Here is a 17,605-nt window from a genome sequence, read left to right on the forward strand (position 1 = left end):
GCCCCCAAGCCAGCCCTTCCTATTGACACCATCGCCCCGCCGCTTTCTATCGACGGGTCGATAGGGCATTTTTGCCCCTCGCCCCCTATCCTCCAGGAAAGACCCGCTCGCGCATCATGGAAGCCTGGCTGCACGGCGGCATCGTGACGTTGCTCGGACTGGCGGTCGCGCTGTTTCTCAGCGAGGCGCCGACCCGGCCCAGCCGCTATGGCGCGGCGCTGGCCTTGGCCGCGCTGCTGGCGGAATTGGCCGGGCTGCCTTTCGTGCAGGACCGGCCGATGCTGGCCACGGTGCTGCGGGTCGCGGGATCGGCCAGCCTGCCGCTATTCTGGCTGTTCGCCCGTTCGTGGTTCGACGACAATTTCCGGCCCGGCGTCGCGGAACTGGCATGTGCGCTGGGCTATCTCGGCCTGAGTGCGGCGGTGATCGGTGGCGAGCATGCGGCGCAGGCGGCGCTGCATCCGCTCGACGGCCTGCTCTACATCGCCGGGGTCGCCCTTGCCGTCGATACGCTGCGTCATGCCTGGCGGAACCGGGCGAGCGATCTGGTGGAGGCGCGGCTGCGCGCGCGGGTCGCCTTCATCGTCATCGTCACGATGGTCATCCTCTGGACGATCGGTGCGGAGGTCATCGGACGGGCGCTGGGCGGTTTCGCCATGGCCGGTATCGTCGGCGCGATCGGCATGCTGACGGGGATATTCGGGCTGGCGCTGCTGCTGTTCGGGTTGCGCCACCCGGACATGTTCGCATCCGCCTCGCCCGAGCGCGCGCCGTCCCTGCCGGTCGCCGCCGATCCCTCCCCGCCCCAGGACTTGGACGAGCCGCTCGCGCGTGCGCTGGACATGGCGATGACGCAGGAGCGGCTGTACCGCGCACCCGACCTGACCATCGGCGCCATCGCCACGCATCTGGGGGTGCCGGAATATCGGGTCCGTCGGCTGGTCAACGGCCGGTTCGGTCATCGCAACATCAGCGATTATCTGAACGGCCTGCGCGTGGCCGAGGTCTGCGCCGCGCTGGCCGACCCCGATCAGGCCGAGGTGCCGATCCTGACCATCGCGATGGATGCGGGCTTTGGCAGCCTGGCGGTCTTCAATCGCAGCTTCAAGGCGCGCCAGGGGGAGACGCCCAGCGCCTATCGCCGCCGCCATCTGGACACGACGCCCCCGTCCGACTGATCGATTTCGAAATCGATCGGTCGAAATCCGAAATCCGGGAGGCGCCGCGCCGCTTCCTCGCCATGGCACCCCCATTCCGATCCCGAGGGGGCCGCCATGCCATTTGCCCGCACGCATCGCATCGTCGCGATGCTGTTTCCCATATCCGCCCTGGTGGCAGGAGGCTGTTCCTCGCCGCCGCCGCGCCAGCCCGATCGCAACGTGGCGATCGTCGATATAATCCCGGTCCATGCCGCAGGCGACGCGTTGCGCCAGTTCAGCGGCGTCGTGCGCCCCTATGGCGAGACGATGCTGGCGTTCAAGCGGCCGGGCCGGGTGCTCGCGCTGACGGTCCGGGTCGGCGATCGCGTCAGCGCCGGGCAGGTGCTCGGTCGCTTGGGCCGGGGCGAAGCCGATGCCGGGGTGGCGCAAGCCTCGGCCGAGCTGGCCGCCGCCACCGCCGATGCGCAAGGCGCGCGGGACGCGGCGAACCGTGCGCAGGGGCTGGACGGCCTGGGCGCGCTGTCGAGCGCCGAGGTCCGTCAGCGGGCTCTGACCGCCCGCGCCGCCGACGCCAAAGTGGCGGTCGCCGCCGCCGCCGTCCGACGCAGCCGGGATATGCGGTCCGACGCCATGCTCGTCGCGCCGCAGGATGGGGTCATCACCGCCAGGCTGACCGAACCGGGCAGCGTCGTCGATGCGGGCACCACGGTCCTGAAGCTGGCGAGCGGCCCGTCCGAGGTGGAGATCCACGCCCCCGCCGATGTCCGCCTGACGCCCGGCATGATGGCCGATGTCCGCAGCCCCGGCCAGGCCATGGCGGTCACCGCCCGGTTGCGCCTCGTATCGCCCGAGGGCGATCCGGCCTCGCATCTGCGCGACGCCCGCTTCAGGCTGAACGGAGCGGGGTCGCCGCCCTATAACAGCATGGTGACGCTCAGCCTGCGAGCGTCGGTCCCGGCCCAGCGGATCCGCGTGCCCCTGTCCGCAATCGCCGATCGTGCCGGGCGACCCTATGTCTGGACGATCCTGCCGGACAGGCGCATCCGGCGACAGCCGGTCCGGATCACCGAATGGATCGGACAGGATGCGCTGGTCACCGGACTGCACGATGGCCAGTCGGTCGTCGCCACCGCCGCAGATACGCTGGTCGACGGACAAAGCGTAGTCGCGGCCGGTATCGAGTCGGGATTCCACTGATCCATGGACCGTTTCAACCTGTCCCGATGGGCCATCCGTCACCCCGCGCTGGTCGGCTTCCTGATCGCGTTGCTCTTCGTCGCGGGGGCGTTCCAGTTCCTGTCGCTGGGCCGCAACGAGGACCCCGGCTTCACCCTGAAGGAGATGATCGTCTCCGCCCGCTGGGACGGCGCCAGCCCGGCGCAGATGCGGGCGCAGGTCGCCGATCCGGTCGAACAGACGCTGCGCGGGATCGACCATCTCGATTATCTCCAGACCTATTGCCTGGAGGGCGCCTGCCTCATCACCGTCGAACTGAAGGATGCCGCGCCGCCCGGCCAGGTGAAGGAAGTCTGGCGGCAGGTCCGGCGCAAGCTGAAGGACGTCGAGCCCGCCTTGCCCGGCGGCGCGTCGCTGGCGGCGAGCGAGGACAATGCCGATGTCTATGGCTATGTCTTCGCGCTGACCGGGGCGGACAATGCCCGCCTGGTTCGGCTGGCCGAGCAGGCGCGCGACGCGATGCTGCGCGTGCCGGGGGCGGGCAAGGCCGAGATCATCGGCGAACTGCCCCGGCGTCTGTTCGTCGACGTCGATCCCCGGCGGCTTGCAGCCATGGGCCTGTCGCCCGGTCGCGTGGCGCAGGCGCTGGCCCAGCGCCAGGCGGTCGGCCCGGCGGGCGGGGTCCAGGGCACGATGCAGACGCCGGTGCGGCTGGAGGGCCAGGTGGACGATGTCCGCGATCTGGAGGGCGCCGCGATCCCGACCGCCGCCGGTGCGGTCCGACTGGGGGATATCGCGCAGGTGGCACGCGGCTATGCCGATCCGCCCGACGCGCTGGTGCGCCATGACGGACGCCAGGCGGTCATCCTCGCCGTGTCGATGACGCCGGGCGCGGACGGCCTGGGCTTCGGCGACGCCATCCGCGCGGCGGCCGAAGAGGTCCGCCGGACGCTGCCCGCCGGGGCGCAACTGACGCAGGTGGAGGATCAGAGCGCCAATATCCGCGAGGCGGTGAACACCTTCCTCGTCAAGTTCTTCTGCGCCTTGACCGTGGTGCTGGTCGTCGCCTTCGTCACGCTGGGCTGGCGGACGGGGATCGTCGTCGCGCTGTCGGTGCCGCTGACGCTGGCGATCGTCGCCCTGTACATGGGGGTCGCCGGGATCGGGCTGGAGCGAATCTCGCTCGGTGCGCTGATCCTGTCGCTCGGCCTGCTGGTCGACGATGCGATCATCAGCGTCGAGGCGATGGTCGTCCAGATGGAACAGGGCGTCGACCGGCGCGAGGCCGCGGCGTATGCCTGGACCCACACCGCCTTTCCCATGCTGACCGGCACCCTGATCACCATCGTCGGGTTTCTGCCGGTCGGCCTCGCCCAGTCGACGACCAGCGAATATGCGGGGGGCATCTTCTGGGTGACGGGGTCGGCGCTTCTGGTCAGCTGGATCGTCGCGGTGGTCTTCACGCCGTTCCTGGGGGTGAAGCTGTTGCCGGAGCCGGTGCGGGCCCATGGGCATGACGCCAGTCCTTCCGGGCCCTATCGATATCTGCGCGGCGCCATCGACTGGGCGCTCGACCGGTGCTGGCTGATCGTCGGCGTCACGGTCGCGCTGCTGGCGGTCAGCCTGGCCGGGGCGATGCTCGTGCGGCAGCAATTCTTCCCCAATTCCGACCGTTCCGAGGTGATGGTCGACGTCGCGATGCGACCGGGAGCATCGATCGAGGCGACCGAAACCGCCGTCAAGCGGCTGGAGGACGTGCTGCGCGGCGATCCCCGTATCCGCAGCATGGACAGCTATGTCGGGCGCGGTGCGGCGCGCTTCTATCTGCCTTATGGTCCGGCGCTGCCCAATCCGGCGACGGCGACCGTGATGCTGGTCACGACCGACCTGGCCGCACGCGACGCGCTGATCCGCAAGCTGGAGCGCATGCCGGGCATCGCCGGAGCCAGCCTGCATGTGCGTCGCCTGTCGCTTGGGCCGACCTTGGGTGCGCCGGTACAGTACCGGGTGGTGGGGAGCGATCCGGCGCGGCTGCGTGCGATCTCGGAGCGGATCGCCGCCGTGCTGCGCGCCACCCCGTCGACCACCGCCGTTCAGATCAACTGGGGCATCGCCGCGCCCGTCGCACGCTATGCGATCGATCCGGAACGGGCGGCGGCGCTGGGGGTGGACCGCGCGCAGGTTGCGGGCGACCTCGCCGCCATCCTGTCGGGCGCGCCGGGGGGCGCGGTGCTGAACGGGACCAAGCAGATCGGCATCATGGTGCGCGGCCGGGCCGAGGATCGGCACGATCTGGGCGGCCTGATCGACATGCCCGTCGCCACGTCCCATGGCATGGTGCCGCTGGGCCAGGTGGCGACGCTGCACCCCGCCACCGAACAGCCGGTCGTCTGGACCCGCAATGCCGCGCCGACCATGACCGTGCAGGCCGACATGATCGGCGATGTCCAGGCGTCGGAGATCGTTCAGGCCGCCGCGCCCCGGATCGCCGCGATCCGCGCCGCCCTGCCCCCCGGCTATCGGCTCGAGGAAGGCGGCGACGGCGAATTGTCCGCTGATGCCAATCGGGCGATCTATCGCCTGCTGCCGCTGACGATCGGGATCATGCTCGTGCTGCTGATGATCCAGTTGCAGAGCGTCTCGCGAACGCTGCTGGTGCTGGCGACCGCGCCGCTGGGCATCATCGGGGCGGTGGCGGCGCTGCTGCTGACCGGCGCGCCGTTCGGCTTCGTCGCGCTGCTGGGGCTGATCGCGCTGGCGGGGATGATCATGCGCAACACCATCATCCTGGTCGATCAGGTGCAATCATACCGAGCCGACGGGATGGCGGTGCGCGACGCCGTGGTGAATGCGACGACCGGCCGGGCACGCCCGGTCGTGCTGACCGCGCTGGCCGCCGTGCTGGCCTTCATCCCGCTATGCTTCAACATCTTCTGGGGTCCGATGGCGATCGTGATGATCGGCGGCCTGATCGGCGCGACCATCCTGACGCTGGTCGCCCTGCCCGCCTTCTACCTGTTGCTGTTCGGGCGCGAGGATGCGTCCAGGGAGACCGCCCATGATTGACCGTCGCATCGTCGGCACGGGGTTGCTCGGCCTGCTGCTGGGCGGCTGTACGGTCGGCCCGGATTTCCATCCGCCCGTCGCCGATCTGCCCGCGCGGTGGCAGGGGGCCACCGCATCGCAGACCTCTCCGTCAGAGCCCTGGTGGCGCAGTTTCGGCGATCCGGCGCTGGACGGGTTGGAGGCACGCGCGCTGACCGCCAATCTCGACCTGCGCATGGCGGAGGAACGGCTGGTGGCGGCGCGGATCGCGCGCGACGCCAAACGGGGCGAAAGCCTGCCGCAGATCGGCGGGCAGCTCGGCTATAGTCGCAACCGCATCGGCACGGCGGGCCTGGCCGGGGTGCTGGCGCCGCTGCTCGGTCAGCCGCCCAGCGAGACGGAGGGCGCCATCCCGAAGGGCTATGCCTTCGATCTCTACCAGGCCGATATCAGCGCCACATGGGCCATCGACCTGTGGGGCAAGCATCGCCGCGAGGTGGAGGTCGCGACCGCCGGGATCGCGCAGGCCGACGCCGCCGCCCGCGCCGCCCGCCTGTCGGTCGAGGCGGCGGTGGCGCAGACCTATTGGCAATGGCGCGGGCTGATCGCGGAGCGCGGCCTCGCCGAGCGCGACCGCGCGCTGGGCGAGCGCAGGCTGGCCATCGCCGCCGCGCTCCGGGAACGGGGGCTGGCCAGCGGCATCGATGCCCGCGCGGTGGAAAGCGAGCAGCGGACACGACAGGACGCCCTGCTCGCGCTCGACACCGACATCGCCCGCGCCGCCCGCGCCCTGGCGATCCTGGTCGGGGACAATCCCGATACGCCGCCGCCGGACGTCGCAGGCCGACCGGCCGCGCCTGTATTGGCCGAGCCCGCGCCGGGGCTGCCCAGCGATCTCGCCCGTCGTCGCGCGGACATTCTGGACGCGGAAGCCGCGCTCCACGCCGCGACCGCCGCGATCGGCGCCGCACAGGCCGACTTCTATCCCAGCCTGAACCTGTCCGGGCTGTTCGGGATCGACGTCCTGAACCTGGCCGATTTCGGATGGGATGCGCGCACCACCGGGGCGGGGCCGGTGCTGTCGATCCCGATCTTCGCGGGCGGGCGGCTGCAACGCCAATTGTCGCTGCGCCGATCCGAAGAGCGCAGCGCCGCGCTGGCCTATCAGCAGACGGTGCGCAATGCCTGGCGCGAGGTGGACGATGCGCTGGCCCTGGTCCGCGCGCTCGACCGGCGACGGGGCCTGGCGGCGGCGGATAGCGATGCCCGGCGGCAGACCGTCATGGCGGTCGAGGCGCGGTATCGGCGCGGCGACATCGCCGCCGGGCCGCTCATCGACGCGCAGGCGGCGCAGATCGCCGCCGAGCGCGCCCTTCTCCATCACACCACCGCCAGCGCGCTGGCGCGTATCCAGTTGCAGGTCGCCCTGGGCAGCTGATCGAAAGGACGATCGCATGTCGACATTCCGTTTCATGGTCGCGGCGGCCGGGCTGATCGCAGCGCCGCTACCCGCGCAGGTCTCCGCCCAATCCCATCCCGAGCCCTCCCCCTTCGACCGGGACCGGGTCGCGTTGGGGGCCGGTCTGGCCGTCATTCCCGATTATGAGGGCTCGGATCACTATAGCCCGGTCGTCGCCCCGGCCGCGATCGGTTCGGTCGAGGGACATTCCTTCGTCCTTGCGGGCAACCAGTTGAGCGTCGACCTGCTCCGCGACCGGCCGGGGCCGGGCTGGCGGTTTCAGGGCGGGCCCGTCGCCCAGGTCAATTTCAACCGCAGCACGCTTAGCGGCATCCACGATCCCCGCGTCCGCGCGCTCGGCGCGCTGGGCACCGCCATCGAACTGGGCGGCTATGTCGGGGTCCAGAAAACGGGCGTCGTGACCAGCCCCTATGACACGCTGTCCCTCACCCTGTCCTATCGGCACGATGTAGCCGGAATCCATGATGCGGGGCTGTGGCAGCCCGGCCTGACCTATTTCACGCCGCTATCGCTTCATATGGCGGTGGCGTTCACGGCGGCGGTCGACATAGCCGAGGATCGCTATGCGCGAACCTATTACAGCGTCTCGCCCGCCCAAAGCCTCCGCAGCGGCCTGCCCGTCTACGATGCCAAGGGCGGGATTGAGAACTGGACGATCGGCCTTGTCGGGGTTCGCACGTTGCACGGCGATCTGCTGCACGGCGTGCACCTCGTCGCGCTCGGCACCTTTGGCGGCATGATCGGCAGCATCGGCGACAGCCCGATCGTCGCGCAGGCGGGGTCGCGCCAGCAATGGCTGGGGGCGCTGGGGCTGGCCTACAGCTTCTGATCGCCGTCGCTGCCGATCATTCCGGCCGCCCCGAAGCCCAGCGTGACCCGCAGGCCGGGTCGGGTGCTGACGATCTCCAGCGACGCATCGAGGCGCGACGCCGCAGAGCGGACGATGGCGAGGCCAAGGCCGCTGCCCTGGCTGTCGCGCGCGGTCGAAAGGCGGGTGAAGCGTTCGCCCAGACGGGCCAGGTCGGCATCGGGCAGGCCGGGGCCGTCATCGGCCACCACGATCCTGGCCCCCGTCCCTTGCTCGCCCGAGATGGTCATCATCACCTGGCCGCCGCGACGATTATAGCGGATCGCATTATCGAGCAGGTTGGACAGGATTTCGAAAACCAGCGTGCGATGGCTGGCGATCACCAGATCGGCCGGGGCATCGAGATGGATTTCGACCCCCGCCTCGATCGCCTGCGCGATCCGGCGGTTGATGACGGCGACCGCGACTTCCCGCAGGTCGACCCGCTCGCGCGGGGGCGCGACGCCCGCTTCCTCGGCACGGGCCAGCGCCAGCAGCTGCGTCACCAGATGTTCCAGTCGGTCGGCCGCATCGGCGATCTCGCCCATGGCGGTCGGGCTGCCGCGCCTGGCCAGCGCGACCTGCACCTTCAGCACCGCCAGCGGGGTGCGCATCTGGTGCGAGGCATCGGCGGTAAAGCGCCGCATTCCCGCCGTCGCGCTGTCCAGCCGGGCGAGCAGATGGTTGAACGCATCGGCCAGCGAACGAAGCTCGACCGGCAAGGGGCCGGTATCCAGCGGCGAAAGGTCCGGCGTCGCGCGCCGGTCGCGGGCCGACACCGCCCCCCGCAGGCCCGCCAGCGGGCGCAGGCTCCAGGCGAGCGCCGGGCGGATCAGCAGCATGGCGACCCCCACCAGCAGGATCTCGCCCAGCACCAGCGCGATCACCAACCGCCGTTGCAGCGCCCGGCGACCGTCAAGGGTCTCGGCCACCTGCACCACCACCGGCGCGTCGATGCGGGGCAGCGCGCGGCGCACCTCGGCGACGCGGATATCCTGGCCGCGATAGCGGGCGAAGCGGAAGCGCGGCGTGTCGAGCGCCAGTTCCGCGACATGCGGCGCGGGCAGGTCGCCATAGCCGGTCAGCAGGCGCCCCCCCACCGCGATCCGGTAATAGACATTGTCGCGCTCGCTATTCTCCAGCATCCCGAATGCCGCGGCGGGCAGGTCTAGCGTCACCTCGCCCCGCTCGACCTGCACCGTCTCCGCCACCGCGCCCAGCGCCCCGCCGAGCACGCGGTCGTTGGTGCGGCGGACGACATCGGCGATCAGCGTCGCCCCCGCCAGCCCCAGCAGCACCGCGATCGCCAGCATCGGCGCCAGCATCGCCGCGAGCAGCCGGGTGCGCAGCGCCAGCGCGCCGCCGCGCGCGCGCTCAATCGGCATGGAGCATATAGCCGACCCCGCGCACCGTGCGGATCGCCGGGCCGTCGGGGGCCAGCTTGCCGCGCAGGCGGGTGATGTTCACCTCGATCGCATTGGGGCCGACCGGCTCGTCATAGCCGAACACCTCGGACTGCAACGTCTCGCGCGGCACGATCTGTCCGGCGCGGGTGGCGAGCGAGTCGAGCACCGCCCATTCGCGGCGGCGCAGGTCCAGCGCCCGCTCGCCGACCCGCGCCTCGCCGCGCGAACGGTCAAGCACCAGCGCGCCGACGACCAGCGCCGGGGTCGGATCGCCGCCGCGCCGCCGCCCCAGCGCGCGGATCCGCGCCTCCAGCTCGGCGGGGGCGAAGGGCTTGCGCAGATAATCGTCCGCGCCCAGGTCCAGCCCGCGCACCCGGTCGTCCAGCGCGTCGCGGGCGGTCAGCATCAGCACCGGCACGCGCGCACCTCGCCGCCGCAGCGCCTCCAGCACCGAGAAACCGTCCATCCCCGGCAACCCGACATCGAGCACGACCAGCGCATAGGCCTCGTCCGCGATCACCATCAGCGCATCCTCGCCGCTGGCGACGTGATCGACCGCATGGCCAGAGGCCCGCAGCAGCGCGACGATCCCGCGCGCCAGCGCCGCATCGTCCTCGACGATCAGAATCCGCATCGCACCGCCCGGTGAAAGGTGGATGACAGCTTGCCGGCATAGTTCATGTCCATGAGCTTACCCGAACTCAGAGGCGGGAAGCGAGAGGACCTGAACGATGCGAATCCTGATTCTATCGATGCTGCTGCTGGGCGCCCCGGCGTTCGCGCAAGGCAGCGCGCCGCATCGCCCGGTCGGCTATCCCCGCTCCTATGACGCGCTGGTCGCCGATGCGCGCGCCGAGGGCGGCCTGCGCGTCTATGGCAATGCCGACACCGCCGCGATGCAGCCACTGATCGCCGCCTTTCGCCGCACCTATCCCGGCGTCACGGTCCGCTATGACGACCTGGAATCGAGCACCATCTACGACCGCGTCGTCGCCGAGGCGCGGCAAGGCACGGCGGGGGCCGATCTGGTCTGGTCCTCGGCGATGGATCTCCAGGCCAAGCTGATCAACGACGGCTATGCGCAAGGCTATCTCAGCCCCGAAAAGCCCGCCTTGCCCGCCACGGCCGTCTGGAAGAACATGGGCTACGGCGTCACCGCCGAGCCGGTCGCCTTCGTCGTCAACCGCCGCCTCATCCCGGCGGCACAGGTGCCGCGCACCCATGAGGCGTTCGAGCAATTGCTGCGCGGCCGTCGCGCCGCGCTGACGGGCAAGGTCGCCACCTATGACCCCGCCCGGTCCAATGTCGGCTATCTCTATCTGATCGAGGATCATGCGATCACCCGCGACACCCGTTCGCTGGTCCAGGCGATCGCGGCGACCCGGCCGATGCTGTCGCGCACCACCGAGCCGATGCTGGACGCGGTGGCGGCGGGGCGGATCGCCATCGCCTATAATGTGGTCGGCCCCTATGCGCTGACCCGCGCGCTGCGCGACCCGCGCATCCGGGTGGTGTTTCCGCGCGACTATACGATCATCGCCTCGCGCGTCGCCTTCATCACCCGCGATGCGCGGCATCCGGCGGCGGCGCGGCTGTTCCTCGACTTCCTGTTGTCGCGCACCGGACAGACGCTCCTCGCGCGGCAATGGCTGTTGCCGGTGCGCAGCGATGTCCGCGCGCCCCGCCTGTCGTCCGAACAGCAACGCCCGATCCGCGTCGGGCCGCAGCTTCTCGTCAATCTCGATACGATCAAGCGCCGCCGCTTCCTGGCCGACTGGCGCGCCACTCTAGCCGAAGGGGCCCGAACCCGATGATCCCGTACCGAACCGCGACCGCGCTGGTCGCGCTGCTGGCCGCCACCCCCGCGCTGGCCCAGACGCCCAGCAACGACGACCTCGCCGCGCTGGTCCGCCAGCAGGCCGCCGAGATCGCGACGCTGCGCGCCCGGCTCGACCGGCTGGAGGGGACGCAGGCCCCCGCCCCGATCGCCGGCACCATGCCCGCCACCACCACCCCGGCGGCAGCGGCGGCGACGCCCGCATCGCAACTGGCGCAGAACGACACGACCGGCCGCGACACCGTCACCCGCCCCTTCGCGCCGCAGCTCGTCCCTCCCGGCCCCGCCGAGCGCGACGTGGCGCAGGCGCGGCAGGCCAATGCGGCGGGCGTGACGACCGAATGGGGGGCGGGGCTGCCCGTCTTCCACTCGGCGGACGGCATCTACACCTTCAAGCCGCGCGGCCGCATCCTGGCCGATGTCAGCTCCAGCTTCGGGTCGCGCTATGACGGGCGCAACATCACCACGACCGGCATGCGCGCGCTGCGCCTGGGCCTGGAAGGCGGGGTCGGCACCCATTTCTTCTACCAGTTCGAAACCGACTTTTCCGAAAATGACGTCGACATCGTCACCGCCTTCATCGGGTGGCGTAACCGTATCCGGCCGGGCCTGGATTACGACCTGCGCGCCGGGCATCTGTTCAACGATCGCGGGTTCGAGGGCTCGACCGGATCGGACTCGACGCCATTCATGGAACGCACCGTCGTCGCCACCGCGATCATCCCGCAGCGCGGCTTCTACGGCGTCGGCATCATGCCGCGCCTGTTCTGGAAGACGGGCCACGCCTCGCTGACGCTGACCGGCGACCGGATCGACGGCAGCCAGGCCGCCAATGACAGCCGCACCGTGCTGGCCCGCGCGCACTGGAACCCGATCAAGGGCGAGCGTTCGGTCCTCCATGTCGGCCTGTGGGGCTTTGACGAGGCGCTGTCCTCGGCGGCGACCACCCTGACCCGCAACACGGTGATCGGCGGCCGCTTCAACGGCGCGTTGCGGGTGTCGACCGGCGCCCTGCTCGGCGGGCGCAGCACCACCGGCTATGGCGCGGAGCTGGGCGGCTATGTCGGCCCGGTCTGGGTCATGGCCGAGGCGGGCGAGCGGCGCGCGCGCCTGACCGGCGACCGCCCCGACTTTCTCAGCAAGGCATGGAGCCTGTCGGGCGGCTGGTTCGTCACCGGCGACCTGCCCCCCTATAACCCGCGCCTGGGCAGCTTCGGCCAGCCGCGCGTGCTGAAACCGATCTTCGAGGGCGGACCCGGCGCGATCGAGCTGACCGCGCGCTACGAAAATCTGGACTATACCAGCCTGTTGACCGGCGGGCGCGGCTGGGCCGCGACGGTCGGCGCCAACTGGTACCTCAATAGCTTCACCCGGCTCCAGTTCAACTGGGTCCATTGGGACACCGACAATCGCGCAGGCGCCTTCACCGGCCCCGACAGCGGCGAGACGATCGGCACGCGCATCGCCGTCACCTTCTAAGACACCCTCCTCCCCTCACGGAGCATCCTTCGATGGATCTTGCCCTGCTTGGCTTCCTGATGGTCGCCACCTTCATGACGCTCATCATGACGAAGCGGATGACCCCGCTGGTCGCGCTGATCGTCGTGCCGACCGCCTTCGCGCTGATCGCCGGTTTCGCCTCCGGCCTGGGCGACATGATGATCGACGGCATCAAGAATCTCGCGCCGACCGGCGTCATGCTGCTCTTCGCGATCCTGTTCTTCTCGATCATGACCGATACCGGGCTGTTCGATCCGCTGGTCAACCGGCTGCTGCGCGTGGTGCACGGCGATCCGCTGGCCATCTTGATCGGCACGGTTGTGCTGTGCGCGATCGTCAGCCTGGATGGCGACGGGTCGACCACCTACATCATCACCATCGCCGCGCTGCTGCCGCTCTACAAGCGGTACGACATGAACCGGCTGTATCTGTGCTGCCTGCTGATGAGCACCAGCGGGATCATGAACCTGACCCCCTGGGGCGGCCCGACCGCCCGCGCCGCGAGCGCGCTGAAGCTCGACCCCGCCACGCTGTTCCTGCCGCTGATCCCCGGCATGATCGCCGGGCTCGCCTTCCTGATCGGGCTGGCGATCTGGTTCGGCCGCAAGGAGCGTCGCCGCATCGGCCATGTGAAGGCCAATGAGCCGACCGCCTTCACCGGCATGGCCGTGTCGCAATTTCCCGAGGCGCGCCGCCCGCACCTGCGCGGGTTCAACGCCGCGCTGACCATCGCGCTGATCGCGGGGCTGGTCTCGGGCATCCTGCCGCTGTCGGTGCTGATGATGCTGGCCTTTGCGGTCGCCATGATCGTCAACTATCCGCAGGTCGCCGAGCAGAAGGAGCGGATCGCCGCCCATGCGGGCAATGTCCTGTCGGTCGTCTCGCTGATCTTCGCGGCGGGCATCTTCACCGGCATCCTGTCGGGCACCGGCATGGTCGAGGCGATGAGCAAGGAGGTCGTCGGCTGGATTCCGCCGGTGCTGGGGCCGTATATGGCGCCGATCACCGCCGCGCTCAGCCTGCCCTTCACCTTCTTCATCTCCAACGACGCCTTCTATTTCGGCATGCTGCCGATCCTGGCCGAGGCGGGGACGCATTATGGCGTGTCGCCGATAGCGATCGCCCGCGCCTCGCTGATGGGCCAGCCGGTCCATCTGCTCAGCCCGCTGGTGCCGTCGACCTATCTGCTGGTCAGCCTGGCGGGCGTCGACCTGGCCGATCACCAGCGTTTCACCCTGGTCCCCGCCGCGATGGTCTGCGCGGTCATGACGCTGGTCGGGATGGCGGTGCTCGCCTTCCCGCTGATGGGCTGATCCGATGGAGACGCTCTGGCAGCATATCGTCGCCGACTTCGCCGCGATCGGCACGCCAGCAGCGCTGGCGGCCTTTGCCCAGGTCGTCCTGATCGACGTGCTGCTCGCCGCCGACAACGCCATCGTCGTCGGCGCGCTGGCGGCGGGGCTGCCCCCGGCGATGCGGCGCAAGGTGATTCTCGTCGGCGTGGTCGCCGCGTTGGTCCTGCGCATCGGTTTCGCGCTGGTCGTGACCCAGCTGCTTCAGGTCGTCGGACTAGTGCTGGCGGGCGGGCTGTTGCTGGTCTGGGTCGCGTGGAAGATGTGGCGCGAACTGCGCGGTGGCTATGGCGACGACGATGCGCTGGCGCACCAGGCCCCGCGCCGCTTCTGGGCCGCCGCCTGGGCGGTCGCGGTCGCCGACATATCGATGAGCCTCGACAATGTGCTGGCGGTCGCGGGGGCCGCGCGGGACCATCCCGGCATCCTCGCCATCGGTCTGATCCTGTCGGTCGCGCTGATGGGGCTGGCCGCCAATATCCTCGCCCGCGTGATCGAGCGCTATCGCTGGCTCGCCTATGTCGGGCTGCTCGTCATCCTGTGGGTCGCGGGCAAGATGATCTGGGAAGGCCTGACCGACCCGGCGCGCGGACTGCTGACCTGTTCGCCTGACCCATCCCACCCCACGCCCCCTTATCGGGAGAGATTGCCATGATCCGCCACGCGCCGCCCCTCATCCTGCTGCCCGCCATGGGTTGCGACGGCCAACTCTGGGCCAGGCAGGTGATCGACCTGAGCGACGTCACCCATCCGATGCTCGGCGATCTGACCGTCGACGACACGCTGGAGGCGATGGCCGCGCGGGTGCTGGCCCATGCCCCGCCGCGCTTCGCGGTCGCCGGGGTCAGCCTGGGCGGCTATGTCGCGCTGGAGGTGATCCGCCAGGCCCCCGAGCGGGTGCAGCGGGTGGCGCTGTTCGGCACCCGCGCGTCGATGCGGATGCGCCCACGCACCGTCGCCGAGCAGGGCCTGCTCGCCACCGCACCCCATGCCGACCCGACGCTGACCCCGATCGTCAGCGGCCCCGTCCAGGCGATGACCGAGCGCGTCGGCGCGGCCGTGTTCGAACGCCAGCAGCGCGCCATGCTCGCCCGGCCGGACATCAGCGCGGCCATCGCGGCGGTGCGGGTGCCGACGCTGGTGGCGGTGGGCGAATATGACCGCATATGCCTGCCCGCCGAGGCGCGCGAGCTGGCCGACCGGATTCCGGGCGCGCGGCTCCACGAGATCCGCAATTGCGGGCATCTGGCCCCGCTGGAGCGCCCCGGCGAGGTCACCCAGTTGTTGCGGGACTGGCTGCAAGGCTGAACGGTCCGGCACGCCGCCGGTGCGGCACGGCCGCGCGATCCGGACGACATGAAAAAGGGGCGCGGCGACCCGGACCTGAGTCCGGGCACCGCGCCCCCTTTGTCGCCCTAAGTGTGATTAGCTGGCCTGGTTGGCCGATACCGGCTTGGCGGTCACGTCGAAGCGATCGGCGTTCATCACCTTCACCCATGCCCGCACGAAGTCGCGCACGAACTTCTCCTCGTGCCCGTTCTCGGCATAGACCTCGGCGGTCGCGCGCAGCTGCGAGTTGGAACCGAAGATCAGGTCGGTCCGGGTCGCGCGCCACTTTTCCTGGCGGCCGCCACGGTCGTAACCGATGAACTTCTCGTCGCTCGACGCATCGACCAGATCCCAGAAGGTGTCATTGTCGAGCAGGTTGACGAAGAAGTCGTTGGTCAGCTGCCCCGGACGGTCGGTCAGCACGCCCTCCGGCGCATCGCCGAAGTTCGCGCCCAGCACGCGCAGGCCGCCCACCAGCACCGTCATTTCCGGCGCGGACAGCCCGAGCAGCGAGGCCCGGTCGAGCAGCAGCTCCTCGGTCTTCACCGGGTTGCGGGTCTTCAGATAGTTGCGGAAACCATCGGCCTGCGGCTCCATCCAGATGAAGCTCTCGACATCGGTCCATTCCTGCGTCGCGTCGCCGCGACCGCCCAGGAACGGGACCGCCACGTCGAACCCGGCATCGCGCGCCGCCTTCTCGACCGCCGCCGAACCCGCCAGCACGATCGCATCGGCCAGCGACATGTCGCCGCGCAGCTCGTTCAGCTTGGCCAGGACCTGCTGAAGCTGTTCGGGTTCGTTGACCGCCCAGTCCTTCTGCGGGGCCAGCGCGATGCGCGCGCCGTTCGCGCCGCCGCGATGGTCCGACCGGCGATAGGTCGAGGCCGAGGCCCAGGCGGTCTTGACCAACTGTCCGACCGTCAACCCGCTGGAGAGCACCGCCTCCTTGAACGCCGCCACGGCCGCATCCGACGGCATGGTGCCTTCGGGCACGGGGTCCTGCCAGATCAGCGTCTCTTCGGGCACTTCGGGGCCGAGATAGCGGATCTTGGGACCCATGTCGCGATGGGTCAGCTTGAACCAGGCGCGGGCAAAGGCGTCGTCCAGCGCCGCCTGATCCTCGCGGAAGCGCAGCGCGATCTCGCGGAACTCGGGGTCCATCTTCAGCGCCATGTCGGCGGTGGTCATCATGGTCGGCACGCGCTTGTTGGGATCGCGCGCGTCGGGGGCCATGTCCTCGGGGTCGGGATTGACCGGAGTCCACTGCTTGGCGCCTGCCGGGCTCTGCGTCAGTTCATAGTCATATTTGAACAGCAGGCGCAGATAGTCGCCGGTCCACTTGGTCGGATTGTTCGACCATGCGCCCTCGATGCCGGAGGTGGTGATATGCCCCTGGCCGATCTCCTCGCTGTCGGTCAGCCAGCCCAGCCCCTGCTGGTGCACCGCTTCCGCCGCCGGGTTCTTGAAGTGCGGGGCGGGCTTGGCGCCATGCGCCTTGCCGAACGCATGGCCACCCGCCGTCAGCGCCACCGTCTCCTCGGAGTTCATCGCCATCCGCCGGAACGTCGCCTTCATGTCGCGCGCGGAGGTCAGCGGGTCGGGATTGCCGCCGGGCCCTTCGGGATTGACGTAGATAAGGCCCATCTGGATCGCGGCGAGCGGTCCTTCGAGCTCGGGCGTCTCCTCGGTGATGCGGGTCTGCGCGCCTTCATCGACCCACAGCTCCTCGGCGCCCCAGAAGGTATCGCCCTCCGACGCATAGACGTCCTTGCGGCCGCCCGCGAAGCCGAAGGTCGGCCCGCCCATGCTCTCGATCGCGACATTGCCCGCCAGGATGAACAGATCGGCCCAGCTGATATGCTTGCCGTATTTCTGCTTGATCGGCCACAACAGGCGCCGCGCCTTGTCGAGATTGCCATTGTCCGGCCACGAGTTCAGCGGCTCGAAACGCTGCTGCCCCGAGGACGAACCACCGCGCCCATCGGTCACGCGATAGGTGCCGGCGGCGTGCCACGCCATGCGGATCATGAAGGGGCCGTAATGGCCGTAATCGGCGGGCCACCACGGCTTGCTGTCGGTCATCAGCGCGAGCAGGTCGGCCTTGACCGCGGCATAGTCGAGCGCGTTGAACGCCTCGGCATAGTCGAAGCCCTCGCCCATCGGGTCGGGCGAGATGCCGTGCTGGTGCAGCATGTCGATCGGCAGCGCGTCGGGCCACCAGTCCTTGTTGGTCCGTCCCAGCAGCGACCGGGCCTTGACCTCGCCGCCGCCCTTGCCACCCATCGGGCAACCGCCGCTCTTGGGCTTTTCGTAATCGGCCATCTCGGTGTCCTCTTCCTACCGATGTCACTTCACCACATGATAGTGCCGCGCCCGCAGGCAATCTGTCCAATCGATTATTCGGGACGGATAGATCATGATACTCGATCACTACCGGTATCGCGCCTCTCGGCTCAATGCCTGTCGCCGCGAC

The 17,605-nt window shown here is 69.8% G+C and carries 13 protein-coding genes; 10 read left to right on the plus strand and 3 right to left on the minus strand.

From position 1 onward, the window contains the following. The first annotated feature begins 116 nt into the window (after positions 1-116). The 5 genes from QE360_RS16735 (at position 117) to QE360_RS16755 (ending at position 7,690) form a co-directional block, all read left to right on the plus strand. A complete protein-coding gene (locus QE360_RS16735) occupies positions 117-1,178 on the plus strand; it encodes an AraC family transcriptional regulator (protein WP_309703381.1) in 1,062 nt (353 codons plus the stop codon). Between the two features lie 96 nt (positions 1,179-1,274). Further along, positions 1,275-2,357 (plus strand): efflux RND transporter periplasmic adaptor subunit, encoded by a 1,083-nt coding sequence (locus QE360_RS16740; RefSeq protein ID WP_309703384.1) that lies wholly within the window; start codon positions 1,275-1,277, stop codon positions 2,355-2,357. A 3-nt stretch (positions 2,358-2,360) separates the two neighbouring features. Continuing rightward, on the plus strand, positions 2,361-5,402 hold the full coding sequence (locus QE360_RS16745) for an efflux RND transporter permease subunit (RefSeq protein ID WP_309703387.1): 3,042 nt from the start codon (positions 2,361-2,363) through the stop codon (positions 5,400-5,402). After that, entirely contained in the window at positions 5,395-6,819 is a 1,425-nt protein-coding gene (locus QE360_RS16750) for an efflux transporter outer membrane subunit (RefSeq protein ID WP_309703389.1), read from the plus strand. Before QE360_RS16745 ends, QE360_RS16750 begins: the two co-directional genes overlap by 8 nt. A gap of 16 nt (positions 6,820-6,835) precedes the next feature. Then, positions 6,836-7,690 (plus strand): MipA/OmpV family protein, encoded by an 855-nt coding sequence (locus tag QE360_RS16755; RefSeq protein ID WP_309703391.1) that lies wholly within the window; start codon positions 6,836-6,838, stop codon positions 7,688-7,690. Here QE360_RS16755 and QE360_RS16760 read toward each other — a convergent pair. After that, entirely contained in the window at positions 7,678-9,093 is a 1,416-nt protein-coding gene (locus QE360_RS16760) for a sensor histidine kinase N-terminal domain-containing protein (protein WP_309703393.1), read from the minus strand. The two genes, QE360_RS16755 and QE360_RS16760, sit on opposite strands and share 13 nt — an antisense overlap. After that, positions 9,083-9,748, minus strand: a complete 666-nt coding sequence (locus QE360_RS16765; RefSeq protein ID WP_309703395.1) for a response regulator transcription factor — start codon at positions 9,746-9,748, stop codon at positions 9,083-9,085. The genes QE360_RS16760 and QE360_RS16765 overlap by 11 nt, the downstream gene beginning before the upstream one ends. Before the next feature lie 97 nt (positions 9,749-9,845). Between QE360_RS16765 and QE360_RS16770 the strand changes: the two genes are divergently transcribed. The 5 genes from QE360_RS16770 to QE360_RS16790 are packed head-to-tail and all read left to right on the plus strand — an operon-like array spanning position 9,846 to position 15,111. Then, complete coding sequence (locus QE360_RS16770) at positions 9,846-10,928, plus strand: ABC transporter substrate-binding protein (protein WP_309703396.1); 1,083 nt, start codon at positions 9,846-9,848, stop codon at positions 10,926-10,928. Then, a complete protein-coding gene (locus QE360_RS16775; RefSeq protein WP_309703397.1) occupies positions 10,925-12,430 on the plus strand; it encodes a porin in 1,506 nt (501 codons plus the stop codon). The genes QE360_RS16770 and QE360_RS16775 overlap by 4 nt, the downstream gene beginning before the upstream one ends. Before the next feature lie 32 nt (positions 12,431-12,462). Next, positions 12,463-13,764 (plus strand): CitMHS family transporter, encoded by a 1,302-nt coding sequence (locus tag QE360_RS16780; protein WP_309703398.1) that lies wholly within the window; start codon positions 12,463-12,465, stop codon positions 13,762-13,764. Positions 13,765-13,768: 4 nt separating this feature from the next. Next, positions 13,769-14,458 (plus strand): YjbE family putative metal transport protein, encoded by a 690-nt coding sequence (locus QE360_RS16785; protein ID WP_309703399.1) that lies wholly within the window; start codon positions 13,769-13,771, stop codon positions 14,456-14,458. Then, a complete protein-coding gene (locus QE360_RS16790) occupies positions 14,455-15,111 on the plus strand; it encodes an alpha/beta fold hydrolase (protein WP_309703401.1) in 657 nt (218 codons plus the stop codon). Before QE360_RS16785 ends, QE360_RS16790 begins: the two co-directional genes overlap by 4 nt. A 117-nt stretch (positions 15,112-15,228) precedes the next feature. Here the strand turns inward: QE360_RS16790 and katG are convergent, their stop codons facing one another. Then, on the minus strand, positions 15,229-17,454 hold the full coding sequence (gene katG / locus QE360_RS16795; RefSeq protein WP_309703403.1) for a catalase/peroxidase HPI: 2,226 nt from the start codon (positions 17,452-17,454) through the stop codon (positions 15,229-15,231). Positions 17,455-17,605: the final 151 nt, after the last annotated feature.

This window comes from Sphingomonas sp. SORGH_AS_0789 (genome assembly GCF_031453055.1).
Taxonomy (GTDB): domain Bacteria; phylum Pseudomonadota; class Alphaproteobacteria; order Sphingomonadales; family Sphingomonadaceae; genus Sphingomonas.

Coding starts and splice junctions, on each gene's coding strand:
- QE360_RS16735 (WP_309703381.1), top strand. CDS start 117: ATGGAAGCCTGGCTGCACGGCGGCATCGTGACGTTGCTCGGACTGGCG.
- QE360_RS16740 (WP_309703384.1), top strand. CDS start 1,275: ATGCCATTTGCCCGCACGCATCGCATCGTCGCGATGCTGTTTCCCATA.
- QE360_RS16745 (WP_309703387.1), top strand. CDS start 2,361: ATGGACCGTTTCAACCTGTCCCGATGGGCCATCCGTCACCCCGCGCTG.
- QE360_RS16750 (WP_309703389.1), top strand. CDS start 5,395: ATGATTGACCGTCGCATCGTCGGCACGGGGTTGCTCGGCCTGCTGCTG.
- QE360_RS16755 (WP_309703391.1), top strand. CDS start 6,836: ATGTCGACATTCCGTTTCATGGTCGCGGCGGCCGGGCTGATCGCAGCG.
- QE360_RS16760 (WP_309703393.1), bottom strand. CDS start 9,093: ATGCCGATTGAGCGCGCGCGCGGCGGCGCGCTGGCGCTGCGCACCCGG.
- QE360_RS16765 (WP_309703395.1), bottom strand. CDS start 9,748: ATGCGGATTCTGATCGTCGAGGACGATGCGGCGCTGGCGCGCGGGATC.
- QE360_RS16770 (WP_309703396.1), top strand. CDS start 9,846: ATGCGAATCCTGATTCTATCGATGCTGCTGCTGGGCGCCCCGGCGTTC.
- QE360_RS16775 (WP_309703397.1), top strand. CDS start 10,925: ATGATCCCGTACCGAACCGCGACCGCGCTGGTCGCGCTGCTGGCCGCC.
- QE360_RS16780 (WP_309703398.1), top strand. CDS start 12,463: ATGGATCTTGCCCTGCTTGGCTTCCTGATGGTCGCCACCTTCATGACG.
- QE360_RS16785 (WP_309703399.1), top strand. CDS start 13,769: ATGGAGACGCTCTGGCAGCATATCGTCGCCGACTTCGCCGCGATCGGC.
- QE360_RS16790 (WP_309703401.1), top strand. CDS start 14,455: ATGATCCGCCACGCGCCGCCCCTCATCCTGCTGCCCGCCATGGGTTGC.
- katG (WP_309703403.1), bottom strand. CDS start 17,454: ATGGCCGATTACGAAAAGCCCAAGAGCGGCGGTTGCCCGATGGGTGGC.